General features: G+C 69.1%; 12 protein-coding genes. 3 read left to right on the forward strand and 9 right to left on the reverse strand.

Going from position 1 to position 16,423, the window contains the following annotated elements; translation table 11 throughout:
- Positions 1-25: 25 nt before the first annotated feature.
- Entirely contained in the window at positions 26-469 is a 444-nt protein-coding gene (locus WS78_RS17430) for a GNAT family N-acetyltransferase (RefSeq protein WP_038750589.1), read from the reverse strand.
- Positions 470-982: 513 nt separating this feature from the next.
- Here WS78_RS17430 and WS78_RS17435 point away from each other — a divergent pair.
- Positions 983-1,819 (forward strand): thioesterase II family protein, encoded by an 837-nt coding sequence (locus WS78_RS17435; protein WP_082717688.1) that lies wholly within the window; start codon positions 983-985, stop codon positions 1,817-1,819.
- A 673-nt stretch (positions 1,820-2,492) separates the two neighbouring features.
- Here WS78_RS17435 and WS78_RS17440 read toward each other — a convergent pair.
- Entirely contained in the window at positions 2,493-3,044 is a 552-nt protein-coding gene (locus tag WS78_RS17440; protein ID WP_038750592.1) for a hypothetical protein, read from the reverse strand.
- Positions 3,045-3,355: 311 nt separating this feature from the next.
- Between WS78_RS17440 and WS78_RS17445 the strand changes: the two genes are divergently transcribed.
- Positions 3,356-3,892: a TlpA disulfide reductase family protein gene (locus tag WS78_RS17445; RefSeq protein ID WP_038750595.1), complete on the forward strand. Its 537-nt coding sequence runs from the start codon at positions 3,356-3,358 to the stop codon at positions 3,890-3,892.
- A gap of 77 nt (positions 3,893-3,969) precedes the next feature.
- Here WS78_RS17445 and WS78_RS17450 read toward each other — a convergent pair whose 3' ends face one another.
- The 7 genes from WS78_RS17450 to WS78_RS17480 all read right to left on the reverse strand — a co-directional run bounded on the left by WS78_RS17450 (position 3,970) and on the right by WS78_RS17480 (position 15,253).
- Positions 3,970-5,328: a sigma-54-dependent transcriptional regulator gene (locus tag WS78_RS17450; RefSeq protein ID WP_038750598.1), complete on the reverse strand. Its 1,359-nt coding sequence runs from the start codon at positions 5,326-5,328 to the stop codon at positions 3,970-3,972.
- A 46-nt stretch (positions 5,329-5,374) separates the two neighbouring features.
- Positions 5,375-7,408 carry a sensor histidine kinase gene (locus tag WS78_RS17455; RefSeq protein WP_038750601.1) on the reverse strand — a complete coding sequence of 678 codons (2,034 nt, stop codon included), beginning with the start codon at positions 7,406-7,408 and terminating at the stop codon, positions 5,375-5,377.
- A 2-nt stretch (positions 7,409-7,410) separates the two neighbouring features.
- Positions 7,411-8,700 carry a dicarboxylate/amino acid:cation symporter gene (locus WS78_RS17460; RefSeq protein ID WP_038750637.1) on the reverse strand — a complete coding sequence of 430 codons (1,290 nt, stop codon included), beginning with the start codon at positions 8,698-8,700 and terminating at the stop codon, positions 7,411-7,413.
- A 436-nt stretch (positions 8,701-9,136) separates the two neighbouring features.
- Positions 9,137-10,342 carry a CaiB/BaiF CoA transferase family protein gene (locus WS78_RS17465; protein WP_038750604.1) on the reverse strand — a complete coding sequence of 402 codons (1,206 nt, stop codon included), beginning with the start codon at positions 10,340-10,342 and terminating at the stop codon, positions 9,137-9,139.
- Between the two features lie 25 nt (positions 10,343-10,367).
- Positions 10,368-11,510, reverse strand: a complete 1,143-nt coding sequence (locus WS78_RS17470; RefSeq protein ID WP_038750607.1) for an acyl-CoA dehydrogenase family protein — start codon at positions 11,508-11,510, stop codon at positions 10,368-10,370.
- Positions 11,511-11,863: 353 nt separating this feature from the next.
- On the reverse strand, positions 11,864-13,075 hold the full coding sequence (locus WS78_RS17475) for an acyl-CoA dehydrogenase family protein (protein ID WP_038750609.1): 1,212 nt from the start codon (positions 13,073-13,075) through the stop codon (positions 11,864-11,866).
- Positions 13,076-13,126: 51 nt separating this feature from the next.
- On the reverse strand, positions 13,127-15,253 hold the full coding sequence (locus WS78_RS17480) for a 3-hydroxyacyl-CoA dehydrogenase NAD-binding domain-containing protein (RefSeq protein ID WP_059584350.1): 2,127 nt from the start codon (positions 15,251-15,253) through the stop codon (positions 13,127-13,129).
- A 158-nt stretch (positions 15,254-15,411) separates the two neighbouring features.
- Here WS78_RS17480 and WS78_RS17485 point away from each other — a divergent pair, with 158 nt between their 5' ends.
- Positions 15,412-16,314, forward strand: coding sequence for a LysR family transcriptional regulator (locus tag WS78_RS17485; protein WP_059584349.1), 903 nt, complete (start codon positions 15,412-15,414; stop codon positions 16,312-16,314).
- Positions 16,315-16,423: the final 109 nt, after the last annotated feature.

Consider the following 16,423-nt stretch of genomic DNA (forward strand, 5'->3'; position numbering starts at 1 on the left):
TCGCGAGCCGCTCGGCGGCCGCACGTCATCGGCCGCCCGTCGGGCGGAGTTCCAGCAGCAGATAGTCGCCGTCCTCGGATACGCCCGAATCGATCTCGACGAACCCGTGTGCGCGATAAAACGCGAGTGCGCGCTCGTTCAATCGCAGGCATTTGAGCCGATAGCGCGTGGCGGGCCAGCCGGGCAGCGCGCGCAGCAACGCGCTGCCTATTCCCTCGCGCAGCCGCGAACCCGCAACGTACAGATGGTGGAGAAAGCAGTCGGGCTCCCACACCGAGATGAAGCCGACGATGCCCTCGCGCGGCGCTTGCGCGACGAGCAGCGATTCGCCTCGGGTGTGTTCGTCGAAATCATCGAGCGCGAAGCCGTCGGCGGGCAACCAGGCGAACGTGCCGCGGCGCGCGCGCAAATAGAGCCGGCGCAACGCGGGCTGGTCGGCGGGGGCGGCGGCGCGAACGAGAATCGTCATGGTCGTATCCGCGGACGGTAGGCAAAGAAGTATCCATGGCCATCTCGGCGCCTGCTTGACGCCTGCTTGACGGACCGTGCCGAGCCGCGATCGGGATGCCCACCGGGTTACGAGCGGCACGAAATCATCGCCTCGGCAACCGGTCGATCGACGCCCTCGCACGGCCGGCGATCGCCGCCATTCAAGCAGCGATTTTCAAGCGGCGCCTGCGTGACGCAAACGCGGAAAGGCGTTCGAAATGCGTTCCGGAATCGTCGCTCGCCGCCACGCGAGCGTCGCGCAATGGGTCCGGTAATCTCCGCGCCCGACGCGCTGCCGCCGAGGAAGAGGGCGCGGCCAGGCCGGGCGATCGTACCGCGAAGCGACGACGGGAAGCAGCGGCAAATCGTAATATAGTACGCCGATTGACGCACCGAACCTCAACGACGACACCGTCCGGCGCCCCGCGCCGCGAGCATTCGCGACGCCGCCGGACCGTCCAGGATTGGCCTTCCCTGACTGGAGCGATCGCGCATGGCCTTGCTGCCCGGCACCCTCACCATTCCCGACCGGCGCGAACGCGCGCGGCACCGGCTGCTGATGTTCCATCACGCGTGCGGCTCCGCGACGAATTACTACAGATGGGCGGCCGCGTTTCCGGCCCACATCGAGGTATGGCTCGTCGAGCTGCCGGGCCGCGGCAGAAGCCTCCACCGCCCCGCATTCGACACGCTGCCGCAACTGCGCGACTACCTGCGCGAACTCGCCCCCGAGCTTCCGGCCGATTACGCGATCTTCGGCCACAGCATGGGCGCGCTCGTCGCGTATTGCTTCGCGCACGATATGACGCAACTCGGGCGTCCGCCGCGCTGGCTCGGCGTGTCGGGAGCCGATTCGCCGTTTGCGGCGTCGCGACGCCGCGCGCATCCGGTCCACGCGCGTCCCGACGCGGCGATCGTCGATCATCTCGCGTCGCTCGGCGGCACGCCGCCCGAAGTCTTCGCGCACGACGAGCTGCGCGCGATCCTGCTGAAGCTCGCGAAGGCGGATTTCCGGATCGTCGAGGCGTTCTTCCCACTCGCGTCGCCGACGCCGCTGCCCGTGCCCGTCACGGTCTTCGCCGGCAAACGCGATGCGGTGCTGTCCGAGGACGGGCTGCACGACTGGCGGCGCGCGTCGACGCTCCCGATCGAACGCAAGACGTTCGACGGCGGACATTTCTATCTGCTCGACACCCCGTCCGCGGTCCGCGACGCGATAGAAGCCGCATTGACGAAGCACGAACGGCGCTCGAGCCTGCCAGCCGCCCCGCAACCGGAGGAAGGCGGCACGGGCGCCGGCATATTCGACGGAGCGCGCTGCGCCGGTTAGCCGCAACGCCCGGCGCTTTCGTTTGCCCGGCAAATGTGGTTCAGGCGTCGCGCCACGGCCCGGCGGACCTCGCCCGCGATCAGACGAGCACCGAAGCGCGGCGCGCGAACGTGCGATCGCCACATCGACGCTCGATGCGCGAACGCGCCGGCAAGCTGCCGGCCGGCCCTTTCCCGCCCCATTTCCGGCCCCATTTTTCCGGCCCCCTTTTCCGGCCCATTCCTCCTCCAGCCGGCCAGCCGACATCGGCCAACGCGCCGCGCGAGGCGAGCGGAGACCGCCGGAGCCGGCCTCCCCCCGCCGTCAGCGGCCCTCCGCGCACAGCTTCGAGGTCGGCCACTTTCGATCGATTGGCAAAAAAATGCCTGTCAAGACTTGACTTATGCACAATTAGCGGAAACCGACCCGACTATCGCGCGCCCCACCGATCACTTGAAGCCTATTTTGCAATGCATTGATTTTATTGATTTTTTGCAAGTGCGAAGATTGCGGGCAATCTAACTGAAAGCCCCTCCGGTGGGCCTTTGCCGCCCACCCGCCGAACTTTTCAACAAAGTTATCCACACAGTCTGTGGATAGCCGGAAAAATCCCGCAAAATCCGGCGATTAGCCACCGTTCTTGCGAAGGAACTTTCACTTTCGCATCGGCTCTTAGGCGGCCTGCGTCGCCCGATCAATCGAGTTTTAACGAGCCGAAAAATTGTTCGAGCGGCTCGGATGCGAGCGGCGCATCGGATATCACGATCACTTCGTACACGTGCCGGCCATGCGCGACGAGCCGCGCAATCACCGTCTTCGACGCTCGCACGCCGGACGACGCCCCGCCCGCCTGCCCCTGCGCGCCGGACGCGCCGTCGGGCGCTCCGCTCATCCGCAGCTCGACGCCCGCCGCCTGGCCCCCGGCCGCGAGCGGCACGAGCACCGCCTGCTCGGCGGGCTGCGTGCGCAGATTGCGCGCCAAACCAGTGCGCAGATAGTCGAGCACCGCGTGCTGGGTCGCGTCGCGATCGTCCGGCAGCATCACCGTGCCGACCGCGAACACCGCGCCGCCAACGTGCGCCGCCTGCATCCGCATTTTCATCGGCGCCCCGCCGATCGCGACCGGATGCTCTTCGACGGTCGGCTTGGCCGGCAGATCGATCGTGTAGCCGGCGTCGTTGTGCAGCGTGCGCCAGTCGTAAGCGGGCGAGCAGGCGGCAAGCGACGCGAGCGCGCCGAGCACCATGGCCGCGCGGCGCGCGCGGGCGCCGAACGACGCGACAAGCGTGCGCGCCGGCCGCCGCGGGCGTAAAGGAGCCGACAGGCCGGCCACCCCGGGCCGACGAAGCGGACGAAGCGAGCGCGCGTGGCGAAGAGCGGCACGAATCATGAAGAAAACGGGTAGCAATGAACGTTGAACGAAGCCGCATTATGCCGGCCGGCGCGAACGCGCGGCGCCGGTGCGCGCGCCAGATTGACGGTACAATGAGCGCCGTTCGCACCGGTCGGACGCCCCGCGCGGCGTCGCCCGGAGTCCGCATTCCAGAGGTCTTGCAGATGAGCCCCGCTCCCGCCCCCACCGGCCGCCGCGCCGGCCCGTTGCGCTACGTGGCGATCGCCGTCGCCGCCGTCGCGATCGCCGTCGCCGGCTATTTCGCGTTCAACGGCAAGTCCAGCGCGCCCGAAGCAACGTTTACGCTGTTGTCCGGCCAGAAGATTTCGACCGCCGCCGATCTGAAGGGCAAGGTCTATCTCGTCAACTTCTGGGCGACAAGCTGCGCGACCTGCATGCAGGAAATGCCGCAGATGGTCGAAACGTACAACCGCTTCAAGGGCCAGGGGCTCGAATTCGTCGCGGTCGCGATGAACTACGATCCGCCGATGTACGTCGCGAACTACGCGCAAACGCGCCAGCTGCCGTTCAAGGTCGCGCTCGACGACGGCAGCGTCGCGAAACAGTTCGGCAACGTTCAGCTGACGCCGACGACGTTCGTGATCGGCAAGGACGGCAAGATCCTGAAGCGCTACGTCGGCGCGCCGCAGTTCGCGGAGCTCGACCAGCTGCTGCAAAAGGCGCTCGACACGAGCGCATAAAAGCACGCAAGCGCGCAAGCCTTCCGGCCGCGCCGCCTCCCCTCGAACTCGAACGGATCGCTCGACGACGGGCCGCGTCAGCGGTCCGTTTCTCCCTTCGCCGTCAATCCGTAGCGCTTCATCTTCTCGTAGAGCGTCGCCTTGCCGACGTGCAGCTTGTCGGCCGTCGCGGCGACCGCGCCGCCCGTGCGGTTCAGCGTCTCGGCGATCACCGCCCGCTCGAATTCCTCGACGCGCTCCTTGAGCGACTGCCCGGCATCCTCTTGCGCGTCCCCTGCGCCCGCGTCGCCGACGATGCCCTCCGTCACGCCGAGCACGAAGCGGTCGGCCGCGTTGCGCAGCTCGCGCACGTTGCCCGGCCAGTCGCGCTGCATCACGCTCGCGCGCTGCCGATCGGTGAGAAGCGGCGCGGGGCGCCCGTAGCGAACCGCCGCGTCGAGCATGAAGTGCTCGAAGAGCGGCACGATGTCCTCGCGGCGCTCGGCGAGCGGCGGCAGCGCGATCGTCACGACATTGAGGCGATACAGCAGATCGCGCCGGAACGTGCCGGCCGCGACGTGCTCGCTCATGTCGCCCTTCGCCGCCGCGATCACGCGGCAATTCACGCGAATCGGCTGATTCGAGCCGAGCCGCTCTAGCACGCCGTCTTGCAGCACGCGCAACAGCTTCACCTGCAGCGCGAGCGGCATGCTCTCGATCTCGTCGAGGAACAGCGTGCCGCCCGACGCGTATTCGAGCTTGCCGATTCGGCGTTTCGCCGCACCGGTAAACGCGCCCGGCTCGTAGCCGAACATTTCGGATTCGAACATCGGCTCCGGCAGCGCGCCGCAGTTGACCGCGATGAACGGCTTGTCGCGGCGCGGCGACAGCTCGTGCAGGCTGCGCGCGATCAGCTCCTTGCCGGCGCCCGTGTCGCCGTTGATGAGGACCGACGCGTCGGTCGGCGCGACGTTCGCAATCAGCCGCCGGACCTGCTCGATCGCCGGGCTTGTGCCGATGATCCGCGGCGCGACGACGCCCTGCCCCGCGAGCTCGCGCCGCAGCGCGTGGTTCTCGAGCACGAGCGCACGCCGCTCGAGCGCGCGCCGCACCGTCTCGATCAGGCGCTCGGCCGCGAACGGCTTTTCGATGAAATCGTATGCGCCGTCGCGCATCGCCTGCACGGCCATCGAGATGTCGCCGTGCCCGGTGACGAGCACGACCGGCACGTCGGGCGTGCGCTCGCGGCACTGCGCCAGCAGATCGAGGCCGCTCGCGCCGGGCAGGCGGATGTCGGACACGATCACGCCGGCCGCATCGCCGACGATCGCCTTCTCGGCCGCCTCGACCGAACCGAACCCGACGACGTCGAAGCCCGCGAGCTGCAGGCTCTGCACGCCCGCGCGGCGCACGAGCTCGTCGTCTTCGATGTAGATCACTTGCAGGCGGTTCGCCATCTTCTGTCACCCAATGATGCTGTGCGGGCCGCGCGCGGACGCGCGCTCAGCTCGCGGCGGAAGTGTCCGGATGATGCGTGCGCGCGCGGCGCAGCGTCAAGACGAACTCCGCGCCGCCCGCCGGCGCGTTGCGCGCGGTGAGCGAGCCGCCCGCGTCGCGCGCGATCGACGACGAGATCGCGAGGCCGAGCCCGAGCCCGCGCCCCATTTCCTTCGTCGTGAAGAACGGCTCGAACAGCCGCGCGAGCGATTCCGGCGCAATCCCCGGCCCATTGTCGCGCACGACGATCGCAAGCGTCGCGGCCGTCGCGTCGATCGTCACGTCGATGCGCGGCGCGGCGGCCGCCGCGACCGCGTCGAGCGCGTTGCCGAGCAGGTTGATGAGCACCTGTTCGAGCCGCAGATCCTCGCAGCGCGCGACGAGCGCCGGCTCGTCGCGCGACGGATCGAAGCGCGCCGCTTCGGCGGGATCGCGCGTTTCGTCGCGCAGCGTGATCGCGAGCTCGACGCCCTTCAACCGCTCCTTGAGCAGCGCGAGCACGTTGCGCAGCGCGCGCGCGACGTGCGCCTGCTCGTTGCGCGGCTTCGCGCGCCCGACGAACAGCTTCAGCTGATTGGTGATCTTGCCCATGCGCTCGGTGAGCGCCGCGATCGCCTCGAGGTTCTCGCGCGCGGCCGCCTGATCGCCGCGGTCGAGCAGCACGCGCGTGTTGTCGGAGAAGCTGCGCAGCGCGGCGAGCGGCTGGTTCAGCTCGTGCGTGATGCCGGCCGCCATCTGGCCGAGCGCGGCGAGCTTGCTCGCCTGGACGAGCTCGTCGTGCGCCGCGCGCAGCTCGTGCTCCGCGCGAATCCGCTCGCCGACTTCCTGCTTGAGCCGCGCGTTCGCCTGCGACAGATCGGCCGTGCGCTCCTCGACGCGCCGGTTCAGCTCCGCATACGCGCTTTGCAGCAGCACGCGGCTGCGCAGCATCTCCTTCACGCGCGCGCGGCGGGTGCGCCAGTAGAACGCGAGCAGGCTGAGCGACACGAAGCCGAACGCGGTGACGATCGTCGCGTTGCGCGCGTCGGCGTCGACGGGCTCGATCGGCGCGAGCGTGACGAGCTGCCAGTCGGGCTCGCCGAGCAGGCGGCGCGTCGCGAGATAGCGCGGCGCGCGCCGCCCCGCGCCCATCCGGACGATCTGCGCATCGGGCCCGAGCACGCGCTCGACGCGCAGCGGCAGCGGCGTCACCGGATGCTGCGCGTACTGGCGCGTCTCGTGAATCGACGTCGCGATCGGCCCCGGCAGCGGCTTGAGCGTGTGGTACTTCCATTCGGGCACCGACGACAGGAAGATCACGCCGTGATCGTCGGCGACGACGAGCGGCTCCGACGCGTCCGCGCCCTGGAACCATTCGAGATTGAGCTTCACGACCGCGACGCCGATGATCTTGCCGTCGCGCCGCACGGGCTGCGAGATGTAGTAGCCGGGATCGCGCGAGATCGTGCCGATCCCGAAGAAGCGGCCCGTGCCGCCCTTCACCGCATCGATGAAATACGGACGGAACTGGTAGCCGATGCCGGTGAAGCTGTCCGGGCCGCGCCAGTTGCTCGCGGCGACGCACAGCCCGTTCGCGGCGATCACGTAAGTCGCCGTCGCGTGCGCGTGGCGGTTCATGTCCTCGAGGTACAGGTTCGCGCGGTTCACGCGGCGGCGATTGCCGGGCGCGGCGAGAACGTCCTGCACGAACGGGTGGCCGCCCAGCAGGTAAGGCAGCGATTCGTAGCGGTCGAGCGTGCTCTTCAGCGCGTTGGTCGTGCGGTCGACGCGCGCCGCCGCGCTGTCGCGCAGATCGGCGACGCCGCGCCGCCACGTGACGGCCCACGTGAGCGCGCACGCCGCCGCGAGCATCGCGGCGAGCGCGAGAAGGACGAGCAGGCGGCGCTTCACGGTGACGGCTTCCGGACTGTAAGGATCGTCTATTGTGGCATAGCCCCCGCCCGAAAAGGCCGCGGGGCCGAGCGACGCGCGCGTCGGCGCGCCCGGCCCGGCCCCGCCCGGCGCGGGCGCCGCTGCGCGCCCCGCCGTGTTCCCGCTCATCGTCAGACGCGGGCGGTTTCGCCCGCGGCGGCTTCGCCGTTGCCCGTGAGCGCCGCGCGCAGCTTCGCGCGGTCGAGCTCCTTCTCCCACGCGGACACGACGACCGTCGCGACGCCGTTGCCGACGATGTTCGTCAGCGCGCGGCACTCGCTCATGAAGCGGTCGATGCCGAGAATCAGCACCATGCCGGAGAGCGGAATGGTCGGCACGACGGCGAGCGTCGCGGCGAGCGTGATGAAGCCCGCGCCCGTCACGCCGCTCGCGCCCTTCGATGTCAGCATCGCGACCGCGAGCAGCGTGAGCTGCTGCATCCACGTGAGCTCGATGTTGGTCGCCTGCGCGATGAAGAGGACGGCCATCGTCATGTAGATGTTCGTGCCGTCGAGGTTGAACGAGTAGCCGGTCGGCACGACGAGGCCGACGACCGAGCGCGAGCAGCCCGCCTTCTCGAGCTTCTCCATCAGCTGCGGCAGCGCCGCCTCCGACGAGCTCGTGCCGAGCACGATCAGCAGCTCTTCCTTGATGTAGCCGACGAAGCGGATGATCGAGAAGCCGGTGAAGCGCGCGATCGCGCCGAGCACGACGAGCACGAACACGACCGAGGTCAGGTAGAACGTGCCGATCAGCTTGAGCAGCGGCACCAGCGAGCCGACGCCGTACTTGCCGATCGTGAACGCCATCGCGCCGAACGCGCCGATCGGCGCGAGCTTCGTGACGATGTGCACGATGCCGAACAGCACGCGCGTGATGCCGTCGATGAAGTCGGTGACGACGCGGCCCCGATCGCCGAGATGCGCGAGCACGCTGCCGAACAGCAGCGCGATCAGCAGGATCTGCAGGATCTCGCCTTGCGCGAACGCGTCGATCATCGTGTTCGGGATGATGTGCATCAGGAAGTCGACGGTCGACTGGCCGTGCGCCTTCGCCGCGTACGACGCGACTTCCTTGCCGTTGAGCGTCGCCGGATCGATGTTGAAGCCGACGCCGGGACGCAGGATGTGCGTCGCCGCGAGGCCGAGCACGAGCGCGAAGGTCGACACGATCTCGAAATACAGCAGCGCCTTGCCGCCGACGCGCCCCACCTTCTTCATGTCCTGCATGCCGGCGATGCCCGTCACGACGGTGCAGAAGATGATCGGGCCGATCACCATCTTGATCAGCTTGATGAAGCCGTCGCCGAGCGGCTTCATGTCGACGGCGAGCGACGGGTAGTAGTGACCGAGGAGCACGCCGACGACGATGGCGAAGATCACCTGCACGTAGAGGACTTTATAGAACGGTTTCTTCACGATGGTTCCAGAGAAGAGAGAGGATGAGTCGAAGCCGGCCGGCGTCACGCGCGCGGACGAATGTCAGGGGTGCCACTCGCCCGCGCGGCTGCCGCGCCGCAACAAGCGATGGCCTCAGCGAATCCGAGGGAGGTGGACGAGGTGGGGCATCGAATGTCTCCTTGCTGTAGTAATGAGGCCTAGGCGGGCCTTGGGCGTTTACTTCGCAAGGTCGATGCCAGCCGCTCGATCAGGCTCAGCCTGTTGATTTCTCTGGCTTTTCCGAATCGTGACGAGCGCGCGCAATCCGGAAATCCGGATTTCCGGATTGCGGCCGTCCGGATCGCCGGACGATTCGTGCGCGCCCGCGCATTTCGTCTGATGTTTCGGTGCGCGACGGCCCGCACGGCGAGCGCGCCCGTTTGCGCGCAGAACGCCTGCCGTGCGAACGCGCCGCGCGCTAGACGACGCGCTCGCTGCGCAGTTGCGCGATCTCGCGCGCGGACAGGCCGAGCCAGTCGCCGAGCACGCGTTCGGTATCCGCGCCGAGCGCGGGCGGCGCGCCGCGCACGGGCAGGCGCTCGCCGTCGAACCGGTACGGCGGCGCGAGCACGTCGACTTCGCCCGCGACCGGATGCGGCTGCCGCGTGACGAGCCCCGCCGATTGCGCGCGCTCCGACATGAGCGCCTCGCGCAAGCCGAGCACTTCGCCGCACGGGATGCCCGCGTCGGCGAGCGCGGCGAGCAGCGCGGCGCGCGGCCGGCGGCCGAGCTCGCGAAGAATCTCCGGCAGCAGTTCCGCGCGATTCGCGGCGCGCGCGATGTTCGTCGCGAAGCGCGCGTCGGCCGCGAGCTCCGGCCGGCCGATCACGTCGCAAAAGCGCGCGAATTGCTGGTTGTTGCCGACCGTGATCACGACGGGGCCGTCCGCCGCGTCGAACACGCCGTACGGGACGATCGACGGATGCGCGTTGCCGTAGCGCGGCGGGTCCTCGCCCATCATGAGCGCCTCCAGCCCGTAGTACGACGTGACCATCAGCCCGCAATCGAAGAGCGCCATCTCGATGCGCCGGCCGCGCCCCGTCGCGTGCCGCTCGTAGAGCGCGGCGAGGATCGCCTGCGCCGAGTACATGCCGGTGAAGAGATCCGCGACCGCGACGCCGAACTTCAGCGGCGGCCGCCCCGCTTCGCCGTTGAGCGCCATCAGGCCGGCCTCGCCCTGCACGACGAGGTCGTAGCCCGGCCGGCTCGCCTCGGGGCCCGAGCGGTCGTAGCCGGAGATCGCGCAATGAACGAGCCGCGGATTCAGCGCGGCGAGCGCGCCGTAGCCGAGGCCGAGCTTCTCCGCGCCGCCCGCCTTGAAGTTGTGCACGACGACGTCCGCCTGCGCGGCGAGCTCGCGCGCGATGCGCTGCCCCGCTTCCGTCTGCAGATCGACGCAGATCGAGCGCTTGCTGCGGTTCACGCTGTTGAAGTAGGTCGTCTCGGTATCGCCGACGCGCAGGCCCCAGTCGCGCGTATCGTCGCCGCGCGCCGGGTGCTCGACCTTGATCACCTCCGCGCCGAGATCGGCGAGCACCATCGCGCACCACGGGCCGGCCAGCACGCGCGAGAAATCGAGCACCTTGACGCCCGCGAGCGGCTGCGCGCCCAGTTCGTTGCGCATCTTCGTCTCCTCCGTTGGTCCGCGGTCATTGCATCGACTGCGGCTTCGACAGCGCGACGTAGCGCGCGAGATGATGATCTTCGTCGCCGAGCTGGTGATCGATCATCACGAGCCGCTTCGCGTAGTGCGAAAGCGGCAGCTCCCACGTCATCCCGATGCCGCCGTGAAGCTGGATGCTCTCCTCGGCGACGAGCGCGCCGATCCGCCCGACGCTGTACTTCGCGGCCGACAGCGCGCGCTCGCGCGCCACACGCGGCGCATCGAGCTGCGCGGCCGCGTTGATCACCGCCGAGCGCGCCTGCTCGATCTCGAGCAGCACGTCCGCCATCCGGTGCTGCAGCGCCTGGAAGCTGCCGATCGGCGCGCCGAACTGGCGGCGCGTGCGCAGGAATTCGAGCGTGTGCGCCTTCGCGACGTCCATCGCGCCGAGCGCTTCCGCCGCGAGCGCGAGCAGGCCGAAGCCGATCGCGCGCTCGATCGCGCCGGCCGCTTCGCCCGGCGCGCCGACGAGCGCGTCGCCTTCGAGCGCGACGCGCGCGAAGCGCACGTCGGCCGCGCGGCCGCCGTCGATCTTCCGGTAGCCGCGCACCGACACGCCCGGCGCCGCCTTCGGCACGACGAACAGCGACAGGCCCGCCGCGTCGTCGTCGGCGCCCGCGGTGCGCGCGCTGACGACGTAGAACGTCGCGTGCTCGCCGCAGTCGACGACGGCCTTCGTGCCGTCGAGCACCCATCGATCGCCCTCGCGCGTCGCGCGCGTCCTCACCGTGTGCAGTTCGTAGTGCGTATCGGGCTCCGCGTGCGCGAACGCGCCGATCGCACGGCCGTCGATCAGCGCCGCGAGCCGCGCGCGATGCGCGTCGCCGCCCGCCTGCGCGAGCGCGCGGCCTGCCATCAGCGCGCCCGCGAACGGCTCGACGACGAGCCCGCGCCCGAGGCACTCGAACACGAGCGCGATGTCGAAGCCCGCGCCGCCGAAGCCGCCGCAGTCCTCCGGAAAGAGCGCGCCGATCGCGCCCAGCTCGGCGAAGCGCCGCCACATGTCGCTGCTGTAGCCGGCATCCGACAGCGCGATCCGGTCGCGCGCGGCGAACGGATATTGCTCGGCGATGAAGCGGTTCAGGCTGTCCGCCAGCATCCGGCGGTCTTCGGTGTGTTGAAAGTCCATAGTCGTTTCCTGTCGACCAGGGTTAGCGCTTCAGCGCTTACCCTGGTCCCATGCAAAGCTGTCGACCAGGGTTAGCGCTTTAGCGCTTATCCTGGTCCCATGCAAAGCTGTCGACCAGGGTTGGCGCTTCAGCGCTTACCCTGGCCCCATGCAAAGCTGTCGACCAGGGTTGGCGCTTCAGCGCTTATCCTGGTCCCATGCAAAGCTGTCGACCAGGGTTAGCGCTTTAGCGCTTACCCTGGTCCCATGCAAAGCTGTCGACCAGGGTTGGCGCTTCAGCGCTTACCCTGGCCCCATGCAAAGCTGTCGACCAGGGTTGGCGCTTCAGCGCTTACCCTGGTCCCATGCAAAGCTCAAAGCCCGAGAATCATCTTCGAGACGATGTTCTTCTGGATTTCGTTCGACCCGCCGAAGATCGACAGCTTGCGATTGTTGAAGTACTGCGCCGCCGCGCTCGCCGCTTCGGGCAGGCCGCCCGGCGGCTCGCCGTCGTAGTCGGCGTCGAGCGCCGCGTCGACGAACGGCTGCGCGTACGGCCCCATCGCGCGCCGCAACAGCGACGAAATCTCCTGCCGGATCTGCGTGCCGCGGATCTTCAGCATCGAGCTCTCCGCGCCCGGCGCGCCGCCGCCCGCGACGGCCGCGAGCACGCGCAGGTTCGTCGTCTTCATGTTCTCGAGCTCGATCTCGACGCGCGCGAGCCGCGCGGCGAAGAGCGGATCGTCGGCGAGCGGCCGGCCGTTCTTCTTCACCTTCGCCGCGACCGCGCGCAGCTTTTCCAGCGCCGCGACCGAGAAGCCGATGCCCGCGATGTTGGTGCGCTCGTACGTGAGCAGGTATTTCGCGTAGGTCCAGCCCTTGTTTTCTTCGCCGACGAGGTTCTCGGCGGGCACGCGCACGTCGGTGAGGAACACTTCGTTCACTTCATGCTCGCCGTCGAGCGTGACGATCGGGCGCACCTCGACGCCGGGCGAATTCATGTCGACGAGCAGGAAGCTGATGCCTTCCTGCTTGCGCACGTCGGTCGCAGTGCGCACGAGGCAGAAGATCATGTTCGCGTAGTGGCCGAGCGTCGTCCACGTCTTCTGGCCGTTCACGACGTAGTGATCGCCCTGCGCGTCGACACCCCGCACCGCGCTCGTCGCGACCGACGCAAGATCGGAGCCCGCGCCCGGTTCCGAATAGCCCTGGCACCACCAGTCGGTGCCGTCGAGGATGCGCGGCAGCCAGCGGCGCTTCTGCGCTTCGCTGCCGTACTTGATGAGCACGGGGCCGAGCATGTTCACGCCGAACGGCACGATGCGCGGCGCGCCCGCGAGCGCGCACTCGTTGTCGAACAGGAACTTCTGCGCGACGCTCCAGCCGGGGCCGCCCCATTCGCGCGGCCAGTGGCTCGCGAGCCAGCCCTGCGCGTTGAGCGTCGCGTGCCATTCGCGCATGTCGTCGCGCGTGAGCCGCAAGCCGCCCTTCACCTTGCGCGAGATGCGCGGCGGCAGCTTGTCGGCGAGAAAGCGCTGCACCTGCGCGCGAAACGCTTCCTCGTCTGCGGTGAAATTCAGATCCATGTGACGTCGTTCTCGAGTGCGGGATAGGCGATCGCCGATTGACGATCGGCGTCAGTCGATGCGGTTCAGGCTCGCGAAGGTCTCGCCGCGCGCGACGAGATCGACGAGAAGCGGCGACGGCTTCCAGAAGACCGGGTCCTCGCTCGCGAACGCGCGGATGTCGGCGAGCACGTTTGCGAGGCCTACCGTGTCCGCGTAATGCATCGGGCCGCCGCGATGGCGCGGGAAGCCGTAGCCGTGCAGGAACACCGCGTCGACGTCGAGCGGGCGCAGCGCGATCTTCTCGTGCACGACGTTCGCGCCTTCGTTGATCATCGCGGCGAGATAGCGGCGCACGATTTCGTCGTCGGCGAACGCACGCGGCGTCACGCCCTTCTTCGCGCGCTCGCCGGCGATGATCGCCTCGACGTCCGGGTCCGGCGCGCCGACGCGCGCGCCGTCCGGATACAGGTAGTAGCCGCGGCCCGTCTTCTGGCCGAACCAGCCGCGCTCGCACAGGCGGTCCGCGATCTCGACGTAGCGCAGCCGCGGATCGCGCGTCGGCGCGCGGCGCTTGCGGGTCGCCCAGCCGATATCGCCGCCCGCCAGATCGACGACCTGGTACGGCCCCATCGGGAAGCCGAATTCGCGGATCGCGCGATCGATCTGATACGGCGACGCACCGTCTTCCATCATGTAATCGGCGGCCGTCCGGTACACGGCGAGCACGCGGTTGCCGATGAAGCCGTCGCACACGCCCGCGCGCACCGGGATCTTCCTCAGCTTCTTCGCGAGCTCGAACGCGGTCGCGACGACGTCCGCGCTCACCTTCGCCGGCACCACCACCTCGAGCAGCCTCATGATGTTCGCGGGCGAGAAGAAATGCAGGCCGATCACGTCGGACGCGCGCTCGACGCTCGCGGCGATTTCGTCGATGTCGAGATACGACGTGTTCGTCGCGAGCACGGCGCCCGGCTTGCACGCGCGCGCGAGCGCCGCGAACACGGCCTTCTTCACCGCCATGTCCTCGAACACCGCTTCGATCACGACGTCGGCCTGCGCGAGCGCGTCGTACGACGTGCCGCCCTTGAAGCGCGCGAGGCGCGCGGCCTGCGCGGCGGGCGTCATCCGGCCCTTCGCGACAAGGCCCGCGTAGACCTTCTCGACATGCGCGCGGCCGCGTTGGAGCGATGCGTCGTCGCGCTCGATCATCGTCACCGGAAGGCCGGCGTCGAGCGCCGCGACCGCGATGCCCGCGCCCATCGTGCCGCCGCCGACGACGCCGATCCGCTCGATCGCGCGCGGCGCGCCGCGGCGCGTCTCCGGCGATTTCGCCGCCTCGCGCTCCGCGAAGAACGCATGCACGAGCCCCGCGCGCTGCGGGCTGTCGAGGCATTCGAGAAACAGCTTGCGCTCGGTGCGCAAGCCTTCGTCGAACGGTTGCGCGAGCGCCGCGGCGACCGCTTCGACGATCTTCGCCGGCGAGAACAGCCCGCGCGACTTCTTCGCGACGTCGGCGCGCGCGGCGTCGAGCGCCGCTTCGGCCGCCGCGCGATCGGCGAGCCCTTGTGCGTCGCGCGTGCGACGCGCGGGCGCACCCGCCGCGAGCAATTCCTGGACGTACGCGAGCCCTTCGGCGAGCGTGTCGTCGCTGCGCGCGAGCCGATCGACGAGGCCGAGCGTGAGCGCCTCCTCGGCCGACGCGTGCCGCCCGCTCAGCATCAGGTCGAGCGCGGCCTGCGCGCCGATCAGGCGCGGCGTGCGCTGCGTGCCGCCCGCGCCCGGCAGCAGCCCGAGCTGCACTTCCGGCAGGCCGAGCTTCGCGCCCGGCACGGCGATCCGGTAATGCGCGGCGAGCGCGATCTCGAGCCCGCCGCCGAGCGTCGCGCCGTGCAGCGCGACGACGACCGGCTTGCCGCTCGTCTCGATCCGGTTGCACACGTCGGGCAGCAGCGGCGGCACGGGCGGCTTGCCGAACTCGCGGATGTCCGCGCCGGCGATGAAGTTGCGTCCGGCCCCGACGATCAGCACCGCGCCGACGGCCGCCTCGGCGTCGGCCGCGTCGAGCGCGTCGACGAGGCCGCGCCGCACGTCGGCGGACAGCGCGTTGACAGGCGGATGGTCGATCGTGACGACAAGCACCTTGTCGCGCCGCTCGCGCATGACGGTGCCGGTTGCGTGGGATGCCTGCTGATTCATGTGTCTCGCTCCGTACGGAAAGCGCGCGTTCGCTTCATCGCGGAAGGCGCGGGGTTTGCCACGATTCTCGATTGATCGAGATTGATTGACAATTCCATCACTCTTTAACAACCTGTCAAGCCGGTTTTGACAATGAATTTCGACACACGGGCACGGCGATGGATCTGAATGCGCTTACGCTGCTCGTCGACATCCTCGACGCGGGCAACCTCAGCAAGGCGGCGCAGCGGCTCAAGATGAGCCGCGCGAACGTCAGCTACCGGCTCAATCAGCTGGAGAAATCGATCGGGCTGCAGCTCGTGCGGCGCACGACGCGGCGCATCGAGCCGACCGAGATCGGGCTGCGCCTGTACGAGCACGGGCGGCGAATCCAGAACGAGCTGTTCGCCGCGCGCGAGGCGGTGACGACGCTCGGCCAGGAACTGCAGGGGCGCGTGCGGCTATCAGTGCCGAGCGGCTACGGGCAGCTCGTGATGTCGAACTGGCTGATCGCGTTCAAGCGGCTCTATCCGGGGATCGTGCTCGACGCCGTGTTCGAGAACCGCGTCGAGGATCTGATGCGCGACGAAGTCGACATCGCCGTGCGCGTGATGTCCGAGCCGCCGCAAAACCTCGTCGCGCGCGACATGGGCGCGGTGCGCTACGTCGCGTGCGCGTCGCCCGGCTTCGCCGCGACGCACGGGATGCCGACCGAGCTCGATCAGCTATTCGACGCGCCCGTCATCACGGCGACGGTGGTCGGCCGGCAATTGCGCGTCGCCGCGTATCTCGGCGACGAGCGGCACGAGGTGCTGCTCGAGCCGACGCTCATCTCCGAGAACTTCCTGTTCCTGCGCCAGGCGATCCTGGCGGGGCTCGGCGTCGGGATCGTGCCGGACTACGTCGTCCACGACGACGTGCGGCGCGGCGCGGTCGTGACGACGCTCGATGCATACCGGCTCAGCATCTTCGGCACGCACATGTACATGCTGTACATGCCGAACCGGCATCACACGCGCGCGACCTCGACGTTCATCGACTTCATGCTCGACGAGGCGAGAAACGCCGGGCGCGGCGCATGACGCGCCGCCCTTTTCCGACGCCCGCCCCCTAGGGTTTGTTGTCGGATGACAAGCCGCTTCCGACGCGGCGACAATACCCCGCCCGCGCGGCGGCGCACGGGCGTTCGTA

Source organism: Burkholderia savannae, assembly GCF_001524445.2.
GTDB classification, from domain to species: Bacteria; Pseudomonadota; Gammaproteobacteria; order Burkholderiales; family Burkholderiaceae; genus Burkholderia; species Burkholderia savannae.

What these genes read in the sequence shown, in the direction of transcription:
- WS78_RS17470 (WP_038750607.1), bottom strand. Translation starts at nt 11,510, where the DNA reads ATGGACTTTCAACACACCGAAGACCGCCGGATGCTGGCGGACAGCCTG.
- WS78_RS17485 (WP_059584349.1), top strand. Translation starts at nt 15,412, where the DNA reads ATGGATCTGAATGCGCTTACGCTGCTCGTCGACATCCTCGACGCGGGC.
- WS78_RS17450 (WP_038750598.1), bottom strand. Translation starts at nt 5,328, where the DNA reads ATGGCGAACCGCCTGCAAGTGATCTACATCGAAGACGACGAGCTCGTG.
- WS78_RS17480 (WP_059584350.1), bottom strand. Translation starts at nt 15,253, where the DNA reads ATGAATCAGCAGGCATCCCACGCAACCGGCACCGTCATGCGCGAGCGG.
- WS78_RS17455 (WP_038750601.1), bottom strand. Translation starts at nt 7,408, where the DNA reads ATGAGCGGGAACACGGCGGGGCGCGCAGCGGCGCCCGCGCCGGGCGGG.
- WS78_RS17475 (WP_038750609.1), bottom strand. Translation starts at nt 13,075, where the DNA reads ATGGATCTGAATTTCACCGCAGACGAGGAAGCGTTTCGCGCGCAGGTG.
- WS78_RS17435 (WP_082717688.1), top strand. Translation starts at nt 983, where the DNA reads ATGGCCTTGCTGCCCGGCACCCTCACCATTCCCGACCGGCGCGAACGC.
- WS78_RS17440 (WP_038750592.1), bottom strand. Translation starts at nt 3,044, where the DNA reads ATGGTGCTCGGCGCGCTCGCGTCGCTTGCCGCCTGCTCGCCCGCTTAC.
- WS78_RS17430 (WP_038750589.1), bottom strand. Translation starts at nt 469, where the DNA reads ATGACGATTCTCGTTCGCGCCGCCGCCCCCGCCGACCAGCCCGCGTTG.
- WS78_RS17465 (WP_038750604.1), bottom strand. Translation starts at nt 10,342, where the DNA reads ATGCGCAACGAACTGGGCGCGCAGCCGCTCGCGGGCGTCAAGGTGCTC.
- WS78_RS17445 (WP_038750595.1), top strand. Translation starts at nt 3,356, where the DNA reads ATGAGCCCCGCTCCCGCCCCCACCGGCCGCCGCGCCGGCCCGTTGCGC.